Raw genomic sequence first — 17,745 nt, 5'->3', positions numbered from 1 at the left:
TCGTCATGCGGCAGAATTCAACTTCTTTCGAGTCTTCAACGTCTACAGCGCACGCACAGGCTTCCGGTGCCCGTCCGGCCATCGCTTTTCGACACCGTCTGCTCGGCTCCGGTGCCCGCGGTGGATTTCGAACTACTGCTGGAATTGCGGCGGCTTTCGCGGCAACAGGCTGGGCTGCGTCGTTCGGCATGGGTGCTGCCGACGCCAGCGCTGCCACCGAATCCCCCGCGCTAGCCGAAACGCACCTAGCGGCAACCGCCGAGCGCCCATTGCCCGCCCACACCACGGTTCTTGCCCAGGCCGTCGATGCGGGGCGGCTCAATAGCCAGCTGGTCGACGGCGTCGGCATCCTGTCCGCGGACGACGAGCAAGCAATTAACGACGAGCTCAAACAGTTGCAACAGTCGGATCGCATTCAGTTCTATATCGTCTACACCGACACCTTCGGCGGGATGAGCGCGCAGGAATACGCAGAGACCACCGCCGCGGCCAACGGTGGCGGCCAGGGCAGCAACGTCGGTGTGCTGGCCATTGCCGTGGACGACAGCCAATACGATGTCTACGCCTCGCCGGGTGGCACCTGGAGCCAAGACAAACTCGATGCTGCTTCCGCCGCCGCGTACGACGAGTTGATTAACGACAACTTCGCCGGCGCCGGGCTCGCTGCTGCGCAAGCCGTGCGCACGGGTTCTGCTGGCGACGCTGGTAATGCTGGCGGCAGCGACTCGTCTGGGGCGGGCTGGCTTGCAGCCGGTGGTCTCGCAGCCGTCGCAGGTGGCGGTGGTGTGTGGTATTACAACCGCCGGAAAACCCAACAAAATTCCTCCCAGCTGCTCTCCGATGCGCGCGGAATTTCTCCGGACGACACCAGCTCGCTGCTGCGCCTGCCGGCGGCGACGTTGGAAGAGCGCGCCGATGAAGAAATCACCTCGACTGATGAGTCCATCCGGCGCGCGAAGGAAGAGCTGGACTTGGCAACCGCAGAATTCGGTGCCGACCGTGTCCGACAATTCACGCGCGCGATGAACAATTCTAAATCTGTCATGCAGCGCGCCTTCCGCACGAAAAAAGAGTTGGACGCGCATAACGCCCTGCCGGAAGATCAGCGTCGTGCACGGTTGGTGGAAATCATCTCCGATTGTGGCAAGGCCGACCGTGAGTTGGATTCCCAGGCCGAAAAATTCGCGGAGATGCGCAACTTATTGGCCCAGGCGGACTCCAAGATTTCTGAACTTACCCAGCGCAGCGTCGCTGCACGCTCCCAATTACACCGAGCCCAATCCACCATGGCATCGTTGCGGGAAAGCTACTCAGAAGATGTGTTGCACACCATCGCCGATAACCCAGAGATGGCCGAGGTTTCTTTGGAAGAAGCCGAAGATTTGCTCTCGCACGCTAACGAGCTGCAGGATAAGCCGGCTGGTCAGCAGCAGGGATTAGTAGAAACCATCCGCGAAACAGAACATGCGCTGGAGGTCACCACCCGGCTTCTCGACGGCGTGGAAAACGCGCGTTCGGATATCGCCACCGCGAAATCCAGTATCAACGATCTGATTGCTGAAGTAGAAGAAGAGATCGACGAGGCCGCGCAGTTGAAGCAACGCGGCTCGCACGATGGCACTCCGGCAGATTGGGACCGGCTCGATTCCGTGGTCGACAACGCACAACAAGCGCTGGCGCACGCCAAAGAAAATAAAGACAGCGATCCGCTGGGCAGCTACAACCACCTACTGGATGCTGATACCGAATTGGACGACAAGCTGGACCGGGTGCGCGAGAAATCCGCCGATCACCAGCGCACGTTGCAGCTTTTGCAACAACAGCTAGAGTCTGCGAATTCGCGAGTTCAGGCTGCAGAGGATCTGATTTCTTCCCGCGGACGAATCGTGAAATCCGGGGCTCGGACCGCGCTTGCCGACGCCCAACGCATGCACGCCGAGGCCCTGCAGTTGCGTCAGACGGATGCGCGTTTAGGCATTGAGGCTGCCCGTGGCGCCGGTCAGGCGGCACAAGCCGCGATTAAGCGCGCTGAAGACGACGTGAAAGACCACCAGCGGTCGATGAATGAGCACGGTGGTTTTGGCGGCCCCGGTGGCCCCACCAGACGCGGTGGCTATGGTTACCGCCGTGGTCGCAGCTCCACCGGTTCTTTGTTAACCGGAATGGTGCTGGGGTCCATCTTGGGCGGATCCGGCGGCAGCAGTGGCTTCGGCGGCGGTTTCGGTGGCGGCGGAGGCTTTGGTGGGGGTGGTGGCTTCGGTGGCGGTCACTCCGGCGGCTCGTTCTAGAACAAGAAGGCCAGGATCGCCACGATTGTGCATAACAATAGTGTGGCGATGATGCCTACTGCCGACGACGACAGCCGTGATTCCAGGATCATGCGTGCGCTAAAACTCAGCGCGATGATTTCGTCGCGGCTCAATGCTTCTGCCCCACGGGTTTCTTCCCCACTGGCTCCTACCCCAGCACCTGCTGGTCCACTGGCTGCTGCCCCAGCAGCTGTAGGTCCATCGAATTCCAGGATGGCGCGGCGCACTCCCCGGTTAGCACCGCTGAATTGGGCAACCTTGTTGCCGTTTTCGTCGTCAATGATCCAATTCTTGCCGGATTCATTGATCAAGGTAAATTCGCGCTCGCCCACGCGGGCAAGCAAACGCGATGCACGCGCTAGGTTGCCTTCGACAGACAGCTTCAGCTGCGAGCTTTCAGCATCCACAGCTTCAATCCCACGAGACTGCTCTACCTGCAGCTGCCAGTTGGCCCCGTCCAGCTGCGCCAGCTCATCGCTGAACACTCCCAGACGGTTTGGCCCGTCTTCTTCCAGCAACACCGGGGTATTGCGGTCATTACGGTCCCAACTGGTGTAGCGCATGCGCGTGCCTTTCTATCGAGCCCCTTTTACGGGGCTATAAGCGTTTAGCAGCCGACCAGGCGTGCAGCCAAGTAGGATTCCAGATCCTCGATGGCCACGCGCTCTTGCTCCATGGTGTCGCGCTCGCGCACGGTGACGGCTCCGTCTTCCAAAGAATCGAAGTCATAGGTCACACAGAACGGCGTACCGATCTCATCATGGCGGCGGTAGCGGCGACCGATAGCACCGGAAGTATCGAAATCAACATTCCAGTGCTGGCGCAGCTTCTGCGACAATTCCTTGGCTGGGCCGGTCAGTTCTTCCTTCTTGGACAACGGCAAAACCGCTACCTTGACCGGAGCCAGGCGACGGTCCAGGCGCAGCACGACGCGCTTGTCGGTTCCGCCCTTGGCATTAGGTGCTTCTTCCTCGTGGTAGGCGTCGACAAGGAAAGCCATCATGGAACGACCCAGGCCAGCGGCAGGTTCAATCACGTACGGAATCCAGCGCTCTTCCTTGGTCTGGTCGTAGTACGACATGTCTTCGCCCGAGCCTTCTTGGTGCACACGCAAGTCGTAGTCAGTGCGGTTGGCCACGCCTTCCAGTTCGCCCCACTTGGAGCCCTGGAAACCGAAAGCGTATTCCACGTCGACGGTGCGCTTGGAGTAGTGCGACAGCGACTCTGGTGGGTGCTCGTACAAACGCAGGTTTTCTGGCTTAATGCCCAGGTCGATGTACCACTGGTGCCGATCATCGATCCAGTACTGGTGCCATTCTTCATCGGTGCCAGGCTCGACGAAGAATTCCATCTCCATCTGCTCGAACTCGCGGGTGCGGAAGATGAAGTTACCCGGGGTGATCTCGTTACGGAAGGACTTACCGATATTCGCGATGCCGAATGGTGGCTTCATGCGCGAAGAGGTCAGCACATTCTTGAAGTTCACGAAAATACCCTGCGCAGTTTCTGGGCGCAGGTAGTGCAGGCCTTCTTCGTCGTCGACTGGGCCTAGGAAGGTCTTCAGCAATCCAGAAAACGCGCGCGGCTCAGTCCAGTTACCTGGCTGGCCGGTTTCTGGATCGTTGATATCTGCCAGGCCGTTTTCTGGTGGGTGGCCATGCTTTTCCTCATAGGCTTCCAGCAGATGATCAGCACGGTAACGCTTGTGGGTATACAGCGATTCCACCAACGGGTCGGTAAACACTTCAACGTGGCCGGACGAGACCCAGGTCTGACGCGGCAGGATGATGGAAGAGTCAATGCCGACGACGTCATCGCGGGATTGCACCATGTGACGCCACCACTGGCGTTTGATGTTTTCTTTCAATTCGACGCCGAGCGGGCCGTAGTCCCATGCCGAGCGCGAGCCGCCATAGATTTCACCTGCTTGATAGACCAGGCCGCGACGCTTGCATAGGTTTACGACGGTGTCGATGACATTCGCCATTGTAAAAGGACTCCTCTGGTAGGGGATAAGTCGGTTCTCGCAGGCCATCCTACCGTGCATCGGAAAACATACCTGAGTTAGGTAGTCCAGACTGCCGAACTTCTCGATTCTTGTGTTTGCGTCCGCGGCGCCAGACAAGCCGCCGCTGCACAACGCCGATATGAGTTTGCCAAACCAGCACTGCCGAACCAGCGTTGCCGGACCAGGGCTACCGAGCGCGGGTTTTCCAGGCGCGGATTACCGGGGGCGGGTTTGCCGGGGGCGGGTTTGCCGGGGCCGCCTTCCCGATACATAAATATCCCCGTATGGGGGTGGAGACGAAAACCCGAACCCCCTGCAAATATAAGGTAACACTTGGTTAGTTTTGTTCAGGCGTCTGAAGTGTCTTAAGATTTAAGATAACTTTTATTGAAGATCGATCCCATTATGCACGGGATTGCTATCTCTCGTCACATCGGTGTCGGCAGATAAGAACCACCAGGAAGGACTCGTGATGCCTACCGACGTTATCGCGAACACCACCGCTGCTGCGACTATTATTCGCGCACTCAACTCCCCGCTACGCCTGCAAATCCTGCACTGCTTAAGCCAGCGCGACTGCTGTGTCTATGAACTCGTCCGCGAACTAGGACGCTCGCAACCACTGATAAGCCAGCACCTGCGCATCCTCAAGCAATCCGGTCTGGTCAGCTCTCACGCCTGTGGACGCGAAGTCACCTACCAACTGACCCGCCGTGAAGCCCTCAACATCGCAGCCATTGCGGCTAGCATCGCTCCTTAAATAGACTGGAGCAATGTCTTCCGTACAGTCCGCCATCCCGAAACTAGGCGCGCGTAATACTCGCCAGCGAACCGCCGTTATTCAGGTGTTAAACGACCTAGACAAGTTCGCGTCCGCGAAAACCATTCATCATGAATTAGTGCACCGCGAAAACCAGGTTGGCTTAACGACGGTCTATCGCACCCTGCAATCGTTATCAGAAATCGATGCCGTCGATGTGCTGCACATGCCATCCGGCGAAACTCTGTACCGCAGCTGCGAATCTCATCATCATCACCACCACTTAGTCTGCACCGAATGCGGCCGCACCGAAGAAATCGACGGCGGCCCAGTAGAAAGCTGGGCACGCGATGTAGTGGCCGACTACGGTTTTCAGCTCACTGGCCACGATGCCGAAGTCTTCGGCATCTGTGCGGACTGCAGTAGTAAGAAAGACGGCAACAACAAATAGTTGCGGTAGCCACCGTCGCTATCGTGCTGTAGCTATCGCACGGTACGCAACTCTGTCGGACTCTGTCTTAGCGTGCGGCGAGCTTGCCTCCGCATGCGACGGACTTGCAGCTTTAGCCAACCACTCCGCCGAAGGCCAGGCCTAACAAATAAGTGATGCCAGCTGCACCCAGCCCGATCAGCAGCTGTCGCAACGCGCGCCAGGCCGGCGGTTTCCCGGACAAGATCCCGGTTACCGCACCTGTCATCAGCAGTGCTAGCGACACCAGCACCACAGCAATCACGGCACCCAGGGTGGTCGAGGCACCAAAAATAAAAGGCAAGATCGGTAACAGAGCTCCGCCGGCGAAAAAACAGAAACTGGAGATAGCCGCTTCCCATGCACCGCCTGGCGTGTGCGCTTCCGCGAACTCCTCATCTTCTGCTGCTTCCCCACCACGGACCTCCGCGCTCGGATTTTCCGGGCCGGCGCTTTTCGTGCTCGGGTTTTCCGAGCCGGGATTTTCTAGGTTGTGATTTTCCGGACTGGGGTTTTCCGGGCTGTGCCCGCCACCGCTAAACCTTTCTGCATAACTTTCTGCAGAATGGGAGATCCGCGCAAACAGCTGATCCGCCTTGTACTGCGCCTCAGCCTCCGACATGCCACGGGCCCGGAAGACTAAGGCCAACTCATTAGCCTCCACGTCCACGTTGGCTGCCATCGCTGACGAGGACGTCTGCGGGGTGGAAGCACCCAACAACTCATTTTGCGACCTCACAGAAATAAATTCACCGGCTGCCATGGATAATGCGCCTGCGAGCAATCCGGAAACACCAGTGATCAGTACCACCGTGCTGCCGACACCGGATCCTAAAACCCCCAGTACCAACGCCAAATTGGATACCAATCCGTCGTTTACACCGAACACCGCAGCACGGAAAGTCCCTGACATTCGCTCGCGCGAACGCGTCGCCAAGCCACGCACCACTTCTGCGTGGACCTTTTCATCCATTGCCAACTGATCAGAGGCGTCTTCGTCGGCAAGATAGGGGCTGCGCGATTCCGCAGACTGCATCAAAGCGAGCGTAAACACGGAACCAAAAACTTTCGCCAAAAAGCCTAATAAACGAGTATTAAAATCGGCTTTCCGCGGTGCGCCAAGTTGATCGCCGAGCTTATCGAGCCAATAACGCTGATGCCGCGATTCCGCTTCCGCGATCTTACTGAGAATCTCGCGATCTTCCGGGTTCTTCTGCCGGGCAGCCAATGTTTTATACACCGCTGCCTCCGAGCGCTCATTAGCTAGATAGCGACGCCAGCGTTCCAGTTGTTCCTCGGAGGGCGCGGCGGCAGACACAGACTGTGCTTGTAGTCCTGCTTGCTGTGGTCGCATTCTCCGCGTCGGCTGCGCCTGCTGCGCATGTTGCACCTGCTGTCCTGGTAGTGCTGGTCGCCTCCGACCACCACTGCTGTCCGGATTCACTTCGTTCCCCCGAAGCGGCGGTCACGCCGCGCGTACTCCGCCACGGCGTCGTAAAGATCCTGCGGGGTGAAATCCGGAAACAGCTTATCCTGATACACCATCTCCGCGTACGCCGATTGCCACAGCAGAAAATTCGAGGTCCGCTTCTCCCCCGACGGGCGCAAAAACAAATCCACATCGGGCATTCCGGGATCATACAAATAACGCCCAATGGTTTTCTCACTGATCTCCCCGACGCGCAACGTACCGGCCTCGATATCCCGGGCCATTGACTGCATAGCGTCGGCAAGCTCAGCGCGACCACCATAGTTCACGCACATGACCAATGTCATCCGAGTATTGTTCTTCGTCAACTCTTCAGCCGCACGCAACTCGTTAATTACGCTGCGCCACAGCCGCGGACGGCGCCCCGCCCAGACCACGCGCACACCCTTATCATGCAACACATCACGTTGACGCCGCAGCACATCTCGATTGAAGCCCATGAGGAAGCGCACTTCGCCGGCGGAACGGCGCCAGTTTTCCGTCGAAAACGCGTACGCAGAAAGATATTCCACCCCCAGTTCCAGGCACGCGTCAACGGCATCCATGAGCACTGCTTCGCCACGCTTGTGGCCTTCGGTGCGCTCCATGCCACGCTCTTGCGCCCACCGGCCATTTCCGTCCATGACCAGGGCAATGTGACGCGGAATAAACTGCTGCGGGATCTGGTGGTCCGTGTCAAAAATACTCATCGCATCACAGTCTAGTGCGCGGGTAGCGCGCAAGGAATGCTTGGCTACAGCGATTGTTCCATGATGTGCAACGCTTTTACGTTCTGCTCCATGTGCCATTGCAAATGCGTACGCACCAGCCGGTGAGCAGTGCTGGAATAATCCGGGTGTGCGCGAGCAATTTCTGCGGCTTTCTCCCAGTGTCGTCCAGCAAGCAGCCACATATAATGCAGCACTTCCTCATTGATATCCGCCGAGCCGCTCGGGCGACACTCGTGGCAGCACGCGCCACCGACCCCAGGGTGAAAAGCATGGTGCGGGCCGGGCCGACCACACTGGGCGCACTCGAATAACACCGGTGCCCAACCGGCAAAATCCATTGCCTGCAACAAAAAAGAATCCAGTACCGCAATCGGGTCCCGGGCGTCGGCAAGCAGCCCTAGGGCCTCCAGCAAGGCATCAAACATCGCCGTATCTGCTGGCTGGGCTAAGCGCTCGGCAGCTTCCAGCATGGCGCAACCAGAGGTATAACGCTCATAGTCGTCAATAATGCCGGTAGCGAAAAACGCCACGGTATCCGCACCAGTGATGGTCGCTAGGCTACGGCCCGGGTACAACTGCACATTCAGGTGCACAAACGGTGCTAAGCGCGAGCCAAAACGTGATTTCGCCCGGCGCACCCCTTTGGCCACCGCGCGCACCACCCCGTGCTGCTTCGTCAACAGCACGATGATGCGGTCGGCTTCGCCAAAATCATAGGTGCGCACGACCATGGCATCTTCCCGGTAAGGCTTGCTCCGCGCCACAGTCTAAAAGCCCAGCCGACCTAGCGATTTCGGATCCGATTGCCAGTTCTTCAGCACTTTGATACGCAAATCCAAAAACACGTTATGCCCTAACAGCTCGATAATCTGCTTGCGCGCGTTATGCACAATGCGGCCAAAACGGCGACCATCTTTACCTTCGATGATCTTCTTCTGGCCAGGGCGTTCCACATACAACACCGCGTGCACATTGCTCACACCCGGGCGGTCCTCGTCGGGAAGAATCTCGTCGATCTCCACGGCCACCGAGTGCGGAAGCTCATCACGCAAGCCCGACAAAGCTGCTTCCCGGATCAGCTCGCTAATGCGGGTGAAATTGTCATCATCCGTAATATGATCGTCTGGATAAAACTTGTGCCCTTCCGGCAGCTGCTGCACGATCACGTCCGTCAGCACATCAATCTGCGTACGTTTCGTCGCAGAAACCGGCACCACCTCGCTGTCACCACCAAGCATTTCATGCAGCGCAATAAGCTGCTTGCCGACGGCATCCTTGCCCACTTTATCCAGCTTGGTGACAATCCCAATGATCGGTACATTCGGCGCTACATTGCGGATATTCTCCAGAATCCAGCGGTCGCCGGGGCCGATTTTCTCGTCGGCAGGCACGGTAAAACCGATTACATCGACATCCGAATAATTGTCTTTCACCAGCTCATTAAGCCGCTCGCCCAACAGCGTGCGCGGGCGGTGCAAACCTGGGGTATCTACGACCACGACCTGCGCATCATCGCGGTGAATCAACCCGCGAATAGCATGCCGGGTGGTTTCTGGTTGGTCGGCGGTAATCGCGATCTTCTGCCCCACCAAGGCATTAGTCAACGTCGATTTTCCGGTATTTGGGCGCCCAACGAAGCTGACAAAACCAGAACGGAAGCCTTCGGGCACATCGAGGTAGCTATCCAGACTCATAATTTATTTCTCACCTGCTGGTAAATTGTCTACGGCCGTGACGTCAAAATACTGCTTGGGCTGCACGAAACACTCCTGCGCAAAAATCAGGTCGAGTTCCGCAGAACCGCGCTTGTAAGTGGTCTCGAGCAACTCATACACCGAAGCCGCGGTGGCCTCCAGGGCCTGTGAAACCTCGCCATGGTAGGCGTAGTGAGCGCTAAACAGCGCCGCAGTAACATCGCCTGATCCGTTCCGTTTGAAATCCAGGTACGGGGTTTGCACCAGGTAGGCCTCGTCACCATCAACTGCGAGCATTTCGATGACATCAGCCGGGTTTTCTGGGCGCACCAGCGAAGTCACCAGCACCACCCGCGGGCCCATTTTCTGTAGCGCACGCACTGCCTCCAGCACCTGTGCAAAAGTTTCTACCGGTTTGCCAGTCAAGTACCCGAGTTCAAACTGATTTGGGGTGGCGATATCCGCTACCGGGATGACCTTGTCGCGCAGCAGCGGCGGGATCGAATCATCCACGAAGCAACCGGATTTCGCGTTGCCCATGACTGGATCGCAGGCATACAACGCATCCGGATTCTGCTGTTTAATGCGCTGCACCGCATCTGTAATCACGCCAGCGATTTCTGGGCTGCCTTGGTAACCAGACAGGATCACGTCGATCTTGTCGAAAGCTTCCCGGCGCTCCAAGCCATTGATAACATCAGCAACCTGCTCAGCGGGAAGCAACGGACCGCCCCAGTCGCCGTAGCCAGTGTGATTAGAAAAATTCACGGTGTGTACCGGCCATACCTCATAGCCAGCGCGCTGTAGGGGAAATACGGCTGCGGAATTACCCACGTGGCCAAAGCTCACATGCGACTGAATCGACAACACGGTGTTCATGTTCATAAGCGGTTACCTCTTTAACCTGAAATAGCGCAGAATCTTTTATTGCAATCTTCTAATGCAATATTCGCTTGCAATACTGCTTGATTAGTTTTCTTCGCCTGCGCCACGGGATTCACCATTAGGCTTCTCGCTTGCTTTTTCCTGTGGCTGCGCAATGGCTGGGATGTGGCCGTCGGCAAGCGATTGGCTAGCCAACTGCTCATCCAAATCAGCACGATCCGCTGCCGACGGGAAAGCCTGCGGGCCAGTCGGCTTCGGCGGGAATTTCTTCCCACGACGAGAGACGTCGTCGTACCAGTCCGCGAGAATCTCGTTTTGCAGGGCGAACATTTCTTTTTCTTCTGCCGGAGTGCCGTGATCATAGCCCAATAAATGCAGACAAGAGTGGGTAGTCAGCAAAGCTAGCTCATGCGCCAGACTATGCCCGCCCGCATCTGCTTGCTTCTGCGCAAATTCCGGGCACAGCACAATATCGCCGAGCATCGCCGGGCCCACGGTTTCCCCATCCGGCCGTGGGGTATGAAACCCCGGCGTCAGCTCATCGATCGGAAAGCTCATCACATCCGTTGGGCCTGGCAGGTTCATCCAATGCATATGCAGTTCAGCAATGGTGTCTTCATCCACACACGTAATCGTGGCTTCCACGTCCGGGCTCACATCCATGGCTGCCAGGGAAAACGCAGCAACATCCAGCAGCATTTCCTCATTGATGCCATCGAAGCCAGATTCGTTGAAAAATTCAATACTCATATGCGGGTTCCTCAGTGCTTTCTCTGTGCGCTTCTTGCCTAGCTAACTAGTTGCTGAGCTAATTAGTTGCCCAGCCAGCTGGTTAGCCAGCTAACTTTCCGCCTGCTCGTGATAGTCATAAGCATCCACAATGCGCCCCACCAGCGAGTGGCGCACAACGTCGTCGGCTCCCAGTTCAGCGAAGTGAATCCCTTCGACCCCGCCCAAAATACGACGCACGGTCTTCAACCCTGAATTGTGCCCACGCGGCAAGTCCACCTGCGATTCATCGCCGGTGACCACAAAGGTGGTGCCAAAGCCCAAACGCGTCAAAAACATCTTCATCTGTGCCGCAGTAGTATTTTGCGCCTCATCCAAGATCACGAAGGCGTCGTTCAGCGTACGGCCGCGCATATACGCCAACGGCGCCACCTCGATGATCCCTGCTTCCATCAAACGAGGAATGGCCTCTGGATCCAGCATGTCCCGCAAAGCATCGTGCAACGGGCGCAGATACGGATCGATCTTGTCATTCAACGTGCCCGGCAAAAATCCCAGCTTCTCACCGGCCTCCACTGCCGGGCGGGTTAGGATAATGCGCTGCACCTGCTTGTTCTGCAGGGCCTGCACCGCCTTGGCCACCGCTAAGTAGGTTTTGCCCGTACCAGCCGGGCCCAAACCAAAGACAATGGTGTTTTCATCAATTGCGTCCACGTATTCGGCTTGACCAACGGTTTTCGCGCGAATTTTTTTGCCCCGGCGCGAAACAATGCTCCCGCCGAGTGCCTGCGCAACGGATACCGGTGAATCTTCACTCAACAGCGACAACACGTGCTTCACACCATCCGGGCTAACGGTGTGCCCGCGTCGAGCCATAGATTCCAATTCATGGAAGGCCTTGACGGCGCGCGCGACCTCATAATCCGGGCCGGTGATTTTCACCATTGTGCCGCGGGCAAAAATATCCGCGTCTAATTGATTGCCCAGCACGCGCAGGTTTTCATCAGTATTACCTAATACTGTGCGTGCGTGAACGGGGTCCAGGTCGATCTTGCGGGTTTGAATGTGCACGTCGCTAGCCTACCAACTGAAACGAGCTTTCCACGAAGTTTTCCACTTCTGTGCTCTCTGCTTGTGCGCTTTCCGGTTCCGGGTTTAGGCTTCCAACTCAACTTCGGCAAGCATCCGCCCGCTCGGGCTAGCGCTACCAGCAGCAGGCTCTTCAGTGATCATAACCTTGTGCGCTGCGGCGTCGAACGGCATCCATACATCCTGGTGTGGATCCTGGCCGATAACGCCGGCAGAACGAACCACCCCATGCTTGTCGACGGCCCAAACTTGCGCGCCCATGCCGTCGGCAAGTTCCGGCTGGCCATCCACCATCGCACCGGCTTTGCCCATCTCATTGGAAGAAACAATTTTTAGACGCGCTCCCTCCGCAGTTGTGGCACCACTGACCATGTCTGCAGCGGACATGATCTCATGCATCTGCTCATGCCCAGCCGTCGACGGTACGCCGCGCGCGGATTGAGTTTTTTCCGCAACGATGGCGCCCTCACCAGCATCATCCGCAGTGTTGTTGAGAACGGGGGTAAGCACCGTAATACCCACCAGCAGTGCCGCGGCCGCGACCCCGGCAAGTACCGCCCAGGGTTTTCTCGACGTCTCCGAAGCGGTGCGGCCACGGTTCTGCACTGTTTGCGCTGGTTGTGTGCGTGCCTGCAACGGCACCACGTTGGTTGTTTCCGCATTCGAATGGCCAAGTTTCGCCAGCAGCTGGTTTTTTATTTCCGGCGGTGGGGTATGTTCCGGGACAGCGTCGAGAAAAGACTCGAAAGTCTCATCATCGAATTCATCCGTGTTATTCACGGTGCGATCACTCATGGTGGGCTTCACCCCTTCCCCAGACAGCTGCTAATTTGCGTACTCCATCACGCACCCGCGTTTTGGCGGTGCCCAATGGAACATTGGTGGTTTCTGCCAGTTCCGCGTGACTAAGCCCGTCGAAAAAGGTCAGTAACACGGCCGTGCGGTGCGGCTCCCCAATCGTGTCGACGGCTGCTCTCAGGCGCTTGCCTTCCACATTGGCGAGTGCTTCGTTTTCCACATCGATGCTTCGGATGCGTTCGCCAAGCACAAACTCGGCGTCATCGCGTCGAACACTAGCATTATGAGCGCGTAATCTGTCGATTCCGCGAGAATGTGCAATCCGGCCCACCCACGTGCGAGCATGACCACGCTCTGGATCAAAGCTATCTGCTTTATTCCAGACTTCCACGAACACTTCCTGAAGCACTTCTTCTGCCAGCGAGTTATCCCCCAAAACCTGGATGATCACACCGAACGCCAGCGGAGAAAGCGCATCATAAAGCTGTGCAAAGGCATGCTGATCCCCGCTGGCCACGCCCGCAACGAGCGAGTCGAGGCGAGCATGCTCTTCGGGGCTGCAACTAGACACAGCATTACATACTACTGGCTCATCTTGTCATCGCTCATCTTGTCGCTGTCGCCAGTCATCTTGTCATCGTGTTCCATCTTGTCGTCGTGCTCCATTTTGTCACCGTCACCGCCCATCATGGAATCACCTTCCATTTTGTCGTGCTGCATCTTATCGTCAGACATTTTCTCATCGCTCATCTTTTCTGAGCTCTTCTTTTCTGAGCTCATCTTTTCTGAAGTCATCTCAGTGCTCGTTTCTGAGGACTTCGTCGGAGTCTCAGCAGAATCATTACTGCACGCAACCAGGCCCACCGCACTCATCGCAACAGCAGCGACGGTGATTAAAAATTTCTTCATCGAAGTATGTGCAGGCATTGGGTTCTCCTCAAAGCTAGTGGTTTCAGCAGTTTTTCTGCCTTCAACTACTACTGCGAAACCACCTGCCTGACCGGATTGGAAAAAATAAAAAATTTTTATCACACGATCAACACCACCAAAGACCAATCCGCTCCAGCGCTTCGCTCCGGATTAGACAATGACCGAGAAATTGCGGGCTCGCACGTATTACGCAGACGCCAATGCGCGAGTACCCCATTGAGAAAGGCTGCACAATCATGCTCAGTACCATCGCCATCGGTTTTATCGGTGGCCTAATCACCGGTATTTCACCGTGTATATTGCCCATCCTGCCGCTTGTGCTGGCGGTATCCCAAGGCTCCAAATCTCGACCATGGCTGGTTATCGGCGGTTTGGTCACCAGCTTTACCGTCGTCACGCTTTTTGCCACCACGTTGCTCAACGCCCTGGGATTACCCGCGGATATCTTGTGGAAGCTCGGCATCGCCCTACTCGTGCTCGTCGGCTTGGGCATGATCTTCCCGAAGCTACAGGAACTATTGGAATGGCCGTTCCAGTTCCTGCCGCGGGCGCACAAGTTGCAGGCCCGCGCCCGCGATAAGGGTGGGTTCGCCGTCGGCCTGGCGATGGGCGTGGTCTTTGTGCCCTGCGCCGGTCCAGTATTGGCTGCAATCACCGTGGCGGGTGCTACGGGCGAAATCGATGCCCGCATCGCTGTGCTGTGTGTTTCTTTCGCCATTGGCGTAGCCATCCCGCTGTTGGCTTTCGCTCTGGGCGGCCAGCAAGTGGGCAAGCGCGTAGATTTCTTCCAGTCGCGTCAACGCATCTTCCGCGCGACCGCTGGCGTCATCGTCATCACCATGGCCGGTGCCCTGGCACTGGGCGCACCGGCCTGGATTCAACAAAAGCTTCCTAACTGGACTGGCGATGCCGAAAAGACGGTCACCGCACAACTGGCACAACAAAATGAGGGTTCAGATTCACTAGAAGATTGCCGCGGCAACGGTGAGCTTGGCAATTGCGGCACCGTCCCGGAGCTGGTGGGTCTGGAAAACTGGATGAACACGGACGCCCCCGTCGACCCGCGTACCTCTGGTGATGTCACGTTGATCGATTTCTGGGCTTATGCCTGCATCAACTGCCAGCGAGCAAACACCCACATCACTAAACTTTATGATCACTACCGCGACTATGGTTTCACCGTCATCGGTGTGCACTCCCCGGAATATGCCTTCGAGCGGGAAACCGCGAATGTGCGCCAGGCGGTTTCCGAGCAAAACATCAACTACCCCGTCGCCCAAGACAATTCTTTCGCGACCTGGAAGGCCTTCAACAACCATTATTGGCCAGCGCATTATCTTGTCGACGCTGAGGGCACCGTACGGGAAATCCACGAAGGTGAGGGTGCCTACGCCCGCACTGAGCAGCTCGTGCGCGAATTACTACAGAAGCGTGATCCATCGGTGGAGCTTCCTGCCCCACTGGAAGATTCCGACGACGAAACCACCCAGCAACGCAACCCAGAAACCTATTTGGGCAGCCAGCGTGCCCGTTACTACGCCAACTCGGCCTACAAGTCCGGCACCTTGTCTGGACCAGAACCGGAGATCGGTCAATACACCTTGGAAGGCGACTGGACCATCGACCGAGAAAACATCACGGCAGGTGACAACGCCAAGATCCGACTGAATTACCGCGCAGCTTTGGTGCAGGCAGTGGTGTCTGGCACGGGCACCATCAAGGCCAACGGGAAAGAGTTCACTGTTACCGACGACGGAACAGTAAATCTTCTGGAATCCGACCAAGCACAAGCAGGAATCCTGGAGGTCGAGGTCTCGCCCGGTTTGAGCTTGTATTCGTTTACTTTTGGATAGTTTGGCGACACACGAACACTTGTTCGCCACCGTTTCCCCACTTCAGCGCATAAATTCATAAACTTCATAAAGTTCATAAGAATTCATAAGCGCATGGGTTACCCACCCCAGCGGCTAGTGGCTGCACCGATGACGGACAACGCAACCATCGCCGCAGAAGCCGTGCGCAACACCTGTGGCCCCAGAACCACTGGCTGCGCACCGGCGCTGCGCAGTAGTGCTACTTCGTCATCGCCGATGCCGCCTTCTGGCCCGACGATAAGAAACACCGTCCCGGAAAACTCTGGAGCCAGCTGGGCTAGCGGCTGGCTGGCTTCCTCGTGCAAAACGACGGCGGTGTGTCCGTCGATCAGCTGCGCGAGCTGCGCGGTGCTCACCGGCTCCCAGACTTCCGGCACTGTCACCCGGCGCGATTGTTTCGCCGCCGCAGCCGCCGCGGACTGCCATTTCTGCACGCCTTTGCTGCGTTTGGCGCCCTGCCACTTCGCAATACAGCGGGCGGCTTGCCACGGGATGATCTCGTCGGCTCCGGCTTGCGTCGCCAAGTCCACGGCTAGCTCACTGCGCTCGGCCTTCGGTAATGCTTGTACGACGATGACGTAGGGTTCCGGGCGCTCACATTCGCCAGCGTTCAGTACCACCCCAGTCAGGTGATCTTTGCCGACGGTTTCGGTGACTTCAATTTCGGCCCAGCGGCCCGCACCATCAATGAGCTGTATACGCTCACCAAGCCCGATGCGCTTGACCGTAACGGCGTGGCGGGCCTCTGGCCCAGTAAGCTCCGTGGCCTCACCGACCTGTGACAACGGCGCGGAAGCAAAAAATACCGGGAGTGACATGGCAAAAACCTTGTGTGCTAGAAGCCGGACTTAAAATCCGAAGCGTCCACGCAACCGGCTGAACAATCCGTCCGAATGGCCGTCGGCCTCGGAATTCACACGCGAAGATTCCTCGCGCTTGTCGCGGACTTCCTCCAGCAACTGGCGGGTCTTTTTGTCCAGGTCCGTCGGCACGGCGACGTCAACATGCGCAATCATCTTGCCTTGCCCGTCGGTGCGCACGCGCGGCATGCCCTTGCCTTCCTTCACGATCTGCCCGCCCGGCTGAGTTCCGGCTGCGATCTCAAATTCGATCGCTTCACCGTCCAGGCCTTCCACATTGCAGGTGGTGCCCAACGCAGCATCGACCATCGGCACGGTGATGGACAGGTGCAGCGTATCAGCATCGCGGGTGAAGATATCGTGCTTTTTCACCCGGACTTCCACATACAAGTCACCAGCGGGGCCACCACCGTGACCAACTTCACCCTGGCTTGCCATACGGATGCGCATGCCGTCGTCGATGCCCTTCGGAATATTGATGGTCAGATCACGGCGCTTCTTCACGCGGCCATCACCGCCGCAGTGATTGCACGGATCCTTGATAACTTCACCAAAGCCCTGGCAATTGTGGCAGGCACGCGTGGTCATCACATTGCCTAAGAAGCTGCGTTGCATCTCCTGGATCTCACCAGCACCATTACATACCTCGCAGGTCACTGGCTTCTCACCATCAGCCGAGCCGGAACCGGTGCACCGATCACACAACACCGCGGTGTCCACGGTGACTTGTTTTTTCATGCCGGTATAAGCCTGGTTGAGCGTGATCGAGGTACGCAGCAGCGCGTCGTTACCCGGCTGCACACGCGACCGAGGGCCACGGGAACCGCCCCCGGCACCGCCGCCAAAGAAGGCTTCGAAGATATCGCCAAAGCCACCGGCGCCGCCGAAGCCGCCACCACCCCCGGCTCCGCCGCCTTGCTCCATAGGGTCGCCCCCCATGTCGACGATCTTGCGCTTCTTTGGATCCATCAAAACGTCGTGAGCGTCGGTCGCTTCGGAAAACTTCGAGGCGGCCTCATCGGACGGGTTCACATCCGGGTGATATTTACGGGCGAGTTTGCGGTACGCCTTTTTAATCTCCGCCTCGCTGGCGTCTTTGGATACTCCCAAAATTCCGTAATAGTCACGAGCCACTGTTGTA

The 17,745-nt window shown here is 57.5% G+C and carries 18 protein-coding genes; 4 read left to right on the top strand and 14 right to left on the bottom strand.

Annotation, left to right across the window (positions count from 1 at the left end; genetic code table 11):
• The first annotated feature begins 5 nt into the window (after positions 1 to 5).
• Positions 6 to 2,288, top strand: coding sequence for a TPM domain-containing protein (locus HMPREF1292_RS05795; protein ID WP_023019120.1), 2,283 nt, complete (start codon positions 6 to 8; stop codon positions 2,286 to 2,288).
• On the opposite strand, the gene HMPREF1292_RS05790 is transcribed toward HMPREF1292_RS05795, so the two are convergent.
• Positions 2,285 to 2,872: a hypothetical protein gene (locus HMPREF1292_RS05790; RefSeq protein ID WP_023019119.1), complete on the bottom strand. Its 588-nt coding sequence runs from the start codon at positions 2,870 to 2,872 to the stop codon at positions 2,285 to 2,287. The two genes, HMPREF1292_RS05795 and HMPREF1292_RS05790, sit on opposite strands and share 4 nt — an antisense overlap.
• 44 nt (positions 2,873 to 2,916) lie before the next feature.
• A complete protein-coding gene (locus tag HMPREF1292_RS05785; RefSeq protein ID WP_023019118.1) occupies positions 2,917 to 4,296 on the bottom strand; it encodes a glycine--tRNA ligase in 1,380 nt (459 codons plus the stop codon).
• Between the two features lie 493 nt (positions 4,297 to 4,789).
• Here HMPREF1292_RS05785 and HMPREF1292_RS05780 point away from each other — a divergent pair, with 493 nt between their 5' ends.
• Together HMPREF1292_RS05780 and HMPREF1292_RS05775 are read left to right on the top strand one after the other, a co-directional pair.
• Positions 4,790 to 5,077 (top strand): metalloregulator ArsR/SmtB family transcription factor, encoded by a 288-nt coding sequence (locus HMPREF1292_RS05780; protein ID WP_021351783.1) that lies wholly within the window; start codon positions 4,790 to 4,792, stop codon positions 5,075 to 5,077.
• 13 nt (positions 5,078 to 5,090) lie between these two features.
• On the top strand, positions 5,091 to 5,528 hold the full coding sequence (locus tag HMPREF1292_RS05775; RefSeq protein WP_023019117.1) for a Fur family transcriptional regulator: 438 nt from the start codon (positions 5,091 to 5,093) through the stop codon (positions 5,526 to 5,528).
• A gap of 112 nt (positions 5,529 to 5,640) precedes the next feature.
• Here HMPREF1292_RS05775 and HMPREF1292_RS05770 read toward each other — a convergent pair whose 3' ends face one another.
• The 10 genes from HMPREF1292_RS05770 to HMPREF1292_RS11250 all read right to left on the bottom strand — a co-directional run bounded on the left by HMPREF1292_RS05770 (position 5,641) and on the right by HMPREF1292_RS11250 (position 13,867).
• Positions 5,641 to 6,900: a VIT1/CCC1 transporter family protein gene (locus HMPREF1292_RS05770; RefSeq protein ID WP_051137375.1), complete on the bottom strand. Its 1,260-nt coding sequence runs from the start codon at positions 6,898 to 6,900 to the stop codon at positions 5,641 to 5,643.
• A gap of 86 nt (positions 6,901 to 6,986) precedes the next feature.
• Positions 6,987 to 7,724 carry an isoprenyl transferase gene (locus HMPREF1292_RS05765; protein ID WP_034645153.1) on the bottom strand — a complete coding sequence of 246 codons (738 nt, stop codon included), beginning with the start codon at positions 7,722 to 7,724 and terminating at the stop codon, positions 6,987 to 6,989.
• A 44-nt stretch (positions 7,725 to 7,768) separates the two neighbouring features.
• Complete coding sequence (recO, locus tag HMPREF1292_RS05760) at positions 7,769 to 8,509, bottom strand: DNA repair protein RecO (protein ID WP_082936022.1); 741 nt, start codon at positions 8,507 to 8,509, stop codon at positions 7,769 to 7,771.
• A gap of 3 nt (positions 8,510 to 8,512) precedes the next feature.
• Positions 8,513 to 9,439, bottom strand: a complete 927-nt coding sequence (gene era, locus HMPREF1292_RS05755) for a GTPase Era (protein WP_023019113.1) — start codon at positions 9,437 to 9,439, stop codon at positions 8,513 to 8,515.
• Positions 9,440 to 9,442: 3 nt separating this feature from the next.
• The gene (pdxY, locus tag HMPREF1292_RS05750) at positions 9,443 to 10,324 is read right to left on the bottom strand and encodes a pyridoxal kinase PdxY (RefSeq protein ID WP_021351789.1); all 882 of its coding nucleotides are present in this window, start codon (positions 10,322 to 10,324) and stop codon (positions 9,443 to 9,445) included.
• 84 nt (positions 10,325 to 10,408) lie between these two features.
• Positions 10,409 to 11,074, bottom strand: a complete 666-nt coding sequence (ybeY, locus tag HMPREF1292_RS05745; RefSeq protein WP_023019112.1) for an rRNA maturation RNase YbeY — start codon at positions 11,072 to 11,074, stop codon at positions 10,409 to 10,411.
• A 90-nt stretch (positions 11,075 to 11,164) separates the two neighbouring features.
• Complete coding sequence (locus HMPREF1292_RS05740) at positions 11,165 to 12,124, bottom strand: PhoH family protein (protein ID WP_023019111.1); 960 nt, start codon at positions 12,122 to 12,124, stop codon at positions 11,165 to 11,167.
• An 84-nt stretch (positions 12,125 to 12,208) separates the two neighbouring features.
• Positions 12,209 to 12,937: an anti-sigma factor gene (locus tag HMPREF1292_RS05735; RefSeq protein ID WP_023019110.1), complete on the bottom strand. Its 729-nt coding sequence runs from the start codon at positions 12,935 to 12,937 to the stop codon at positions 12,209 to 12,211.
• Entirely contained in the window at positions 12,930 to 13,511 is a 582-nt protein-coding gene (locus HMPREF1292_RS05730; RefSeq protein ID WP_023019109.1) for a sigma-70 family RNA polymerase sigma factor, read from the bottom strand. The genes HMPREF1292_RS05735 and HMPREF1292_RS05730 overlap by 8 nt, the downstream gene beginning before the upstream one ends.
• 11 nt (positions 13,512 to 13,522) lie before the next feature.
• On the bottom strand, positions 13,523 to 13,867 hold the full coding sequence (locus HMPREF1292_RS11250; RefSeq protein WP_023019108.1) for a hypothetical protein: 345 nt from the start codon (positions 13,865 to 13,867) through the stop codon (positions 13,523 to 13,525).
• Between the two features lie 239 nt (positions 13,868 to 14,106).
• Here HMPREF1292_RS11250 and HMPREF1292_RS05720 point away from each other — a divergent pair, with 239 nt between their 5' ends.
• Positions 14,107 to 15,723, top strand: a complete 1,617-nt coding sequence (locus HMPREF1292_RS05720; RefSeq protein ID WP_023019107.1) for a cytochrome c biogenesis protein CcdA — start codon at positions 14,107 to 14,109, stop codon at positions 15,721 to 15,723.
• A 98-nt stretch (positions 15,724 to 15,821) separates the two neighbouring features.
• On the opposite strand, the gene HMPREF1292_RS05715 is transcribed toward HMPREF1292_RS05720, so the two are convergent.
• Together HMPREF1292_RS05715 and dnaJ are read right to left on the bottom strand one after the other, a co-directional pair.
• Positions 15,822 to 16,562, bottom strand: coding sequence for a 16S rRNA (uracil(1498)-N(3))-methyltransferase (locus HMPREF1292_RS05715; protein ID WP_023019106.1), 741 nt, complete (start codon positions 16,560 to 16,562; stop codon positions 15,822 to 15,824).
• A gap of 30 nt (positions 16,563 to 16,592) precedes the next feature.
• Complete coding sequence (dnaJ, locus tag HMPREF1292_RS05710) at positions 16,593 to 17,738, bottom strand: molecular chaperone DnaJ (RefSeq protein ID WP_021351797.1); 1,146 nt, start codon at positions 17,736 to 17,738, stop codon at positions 16,593 to 16,595.
• Positions 17,739 to 17,745 lie beyond the last annotated feature (7 nt).

The organism is Corynebacterium sp. KPL1995 (assembly GCF_000477935.1).
GTDB lineage: Bacteria > Actinomycetota > Actinomycetes > Mycobacteriales > Mycobacteriaceae > Corynebacterium > Corynebacterium pseudodiphtheriticum.
The sequence above is the reverse complement of the archived record's forward strand: the minus strand, read 5'-3'. Positions and strand labels throughout refer to the sequence as shown.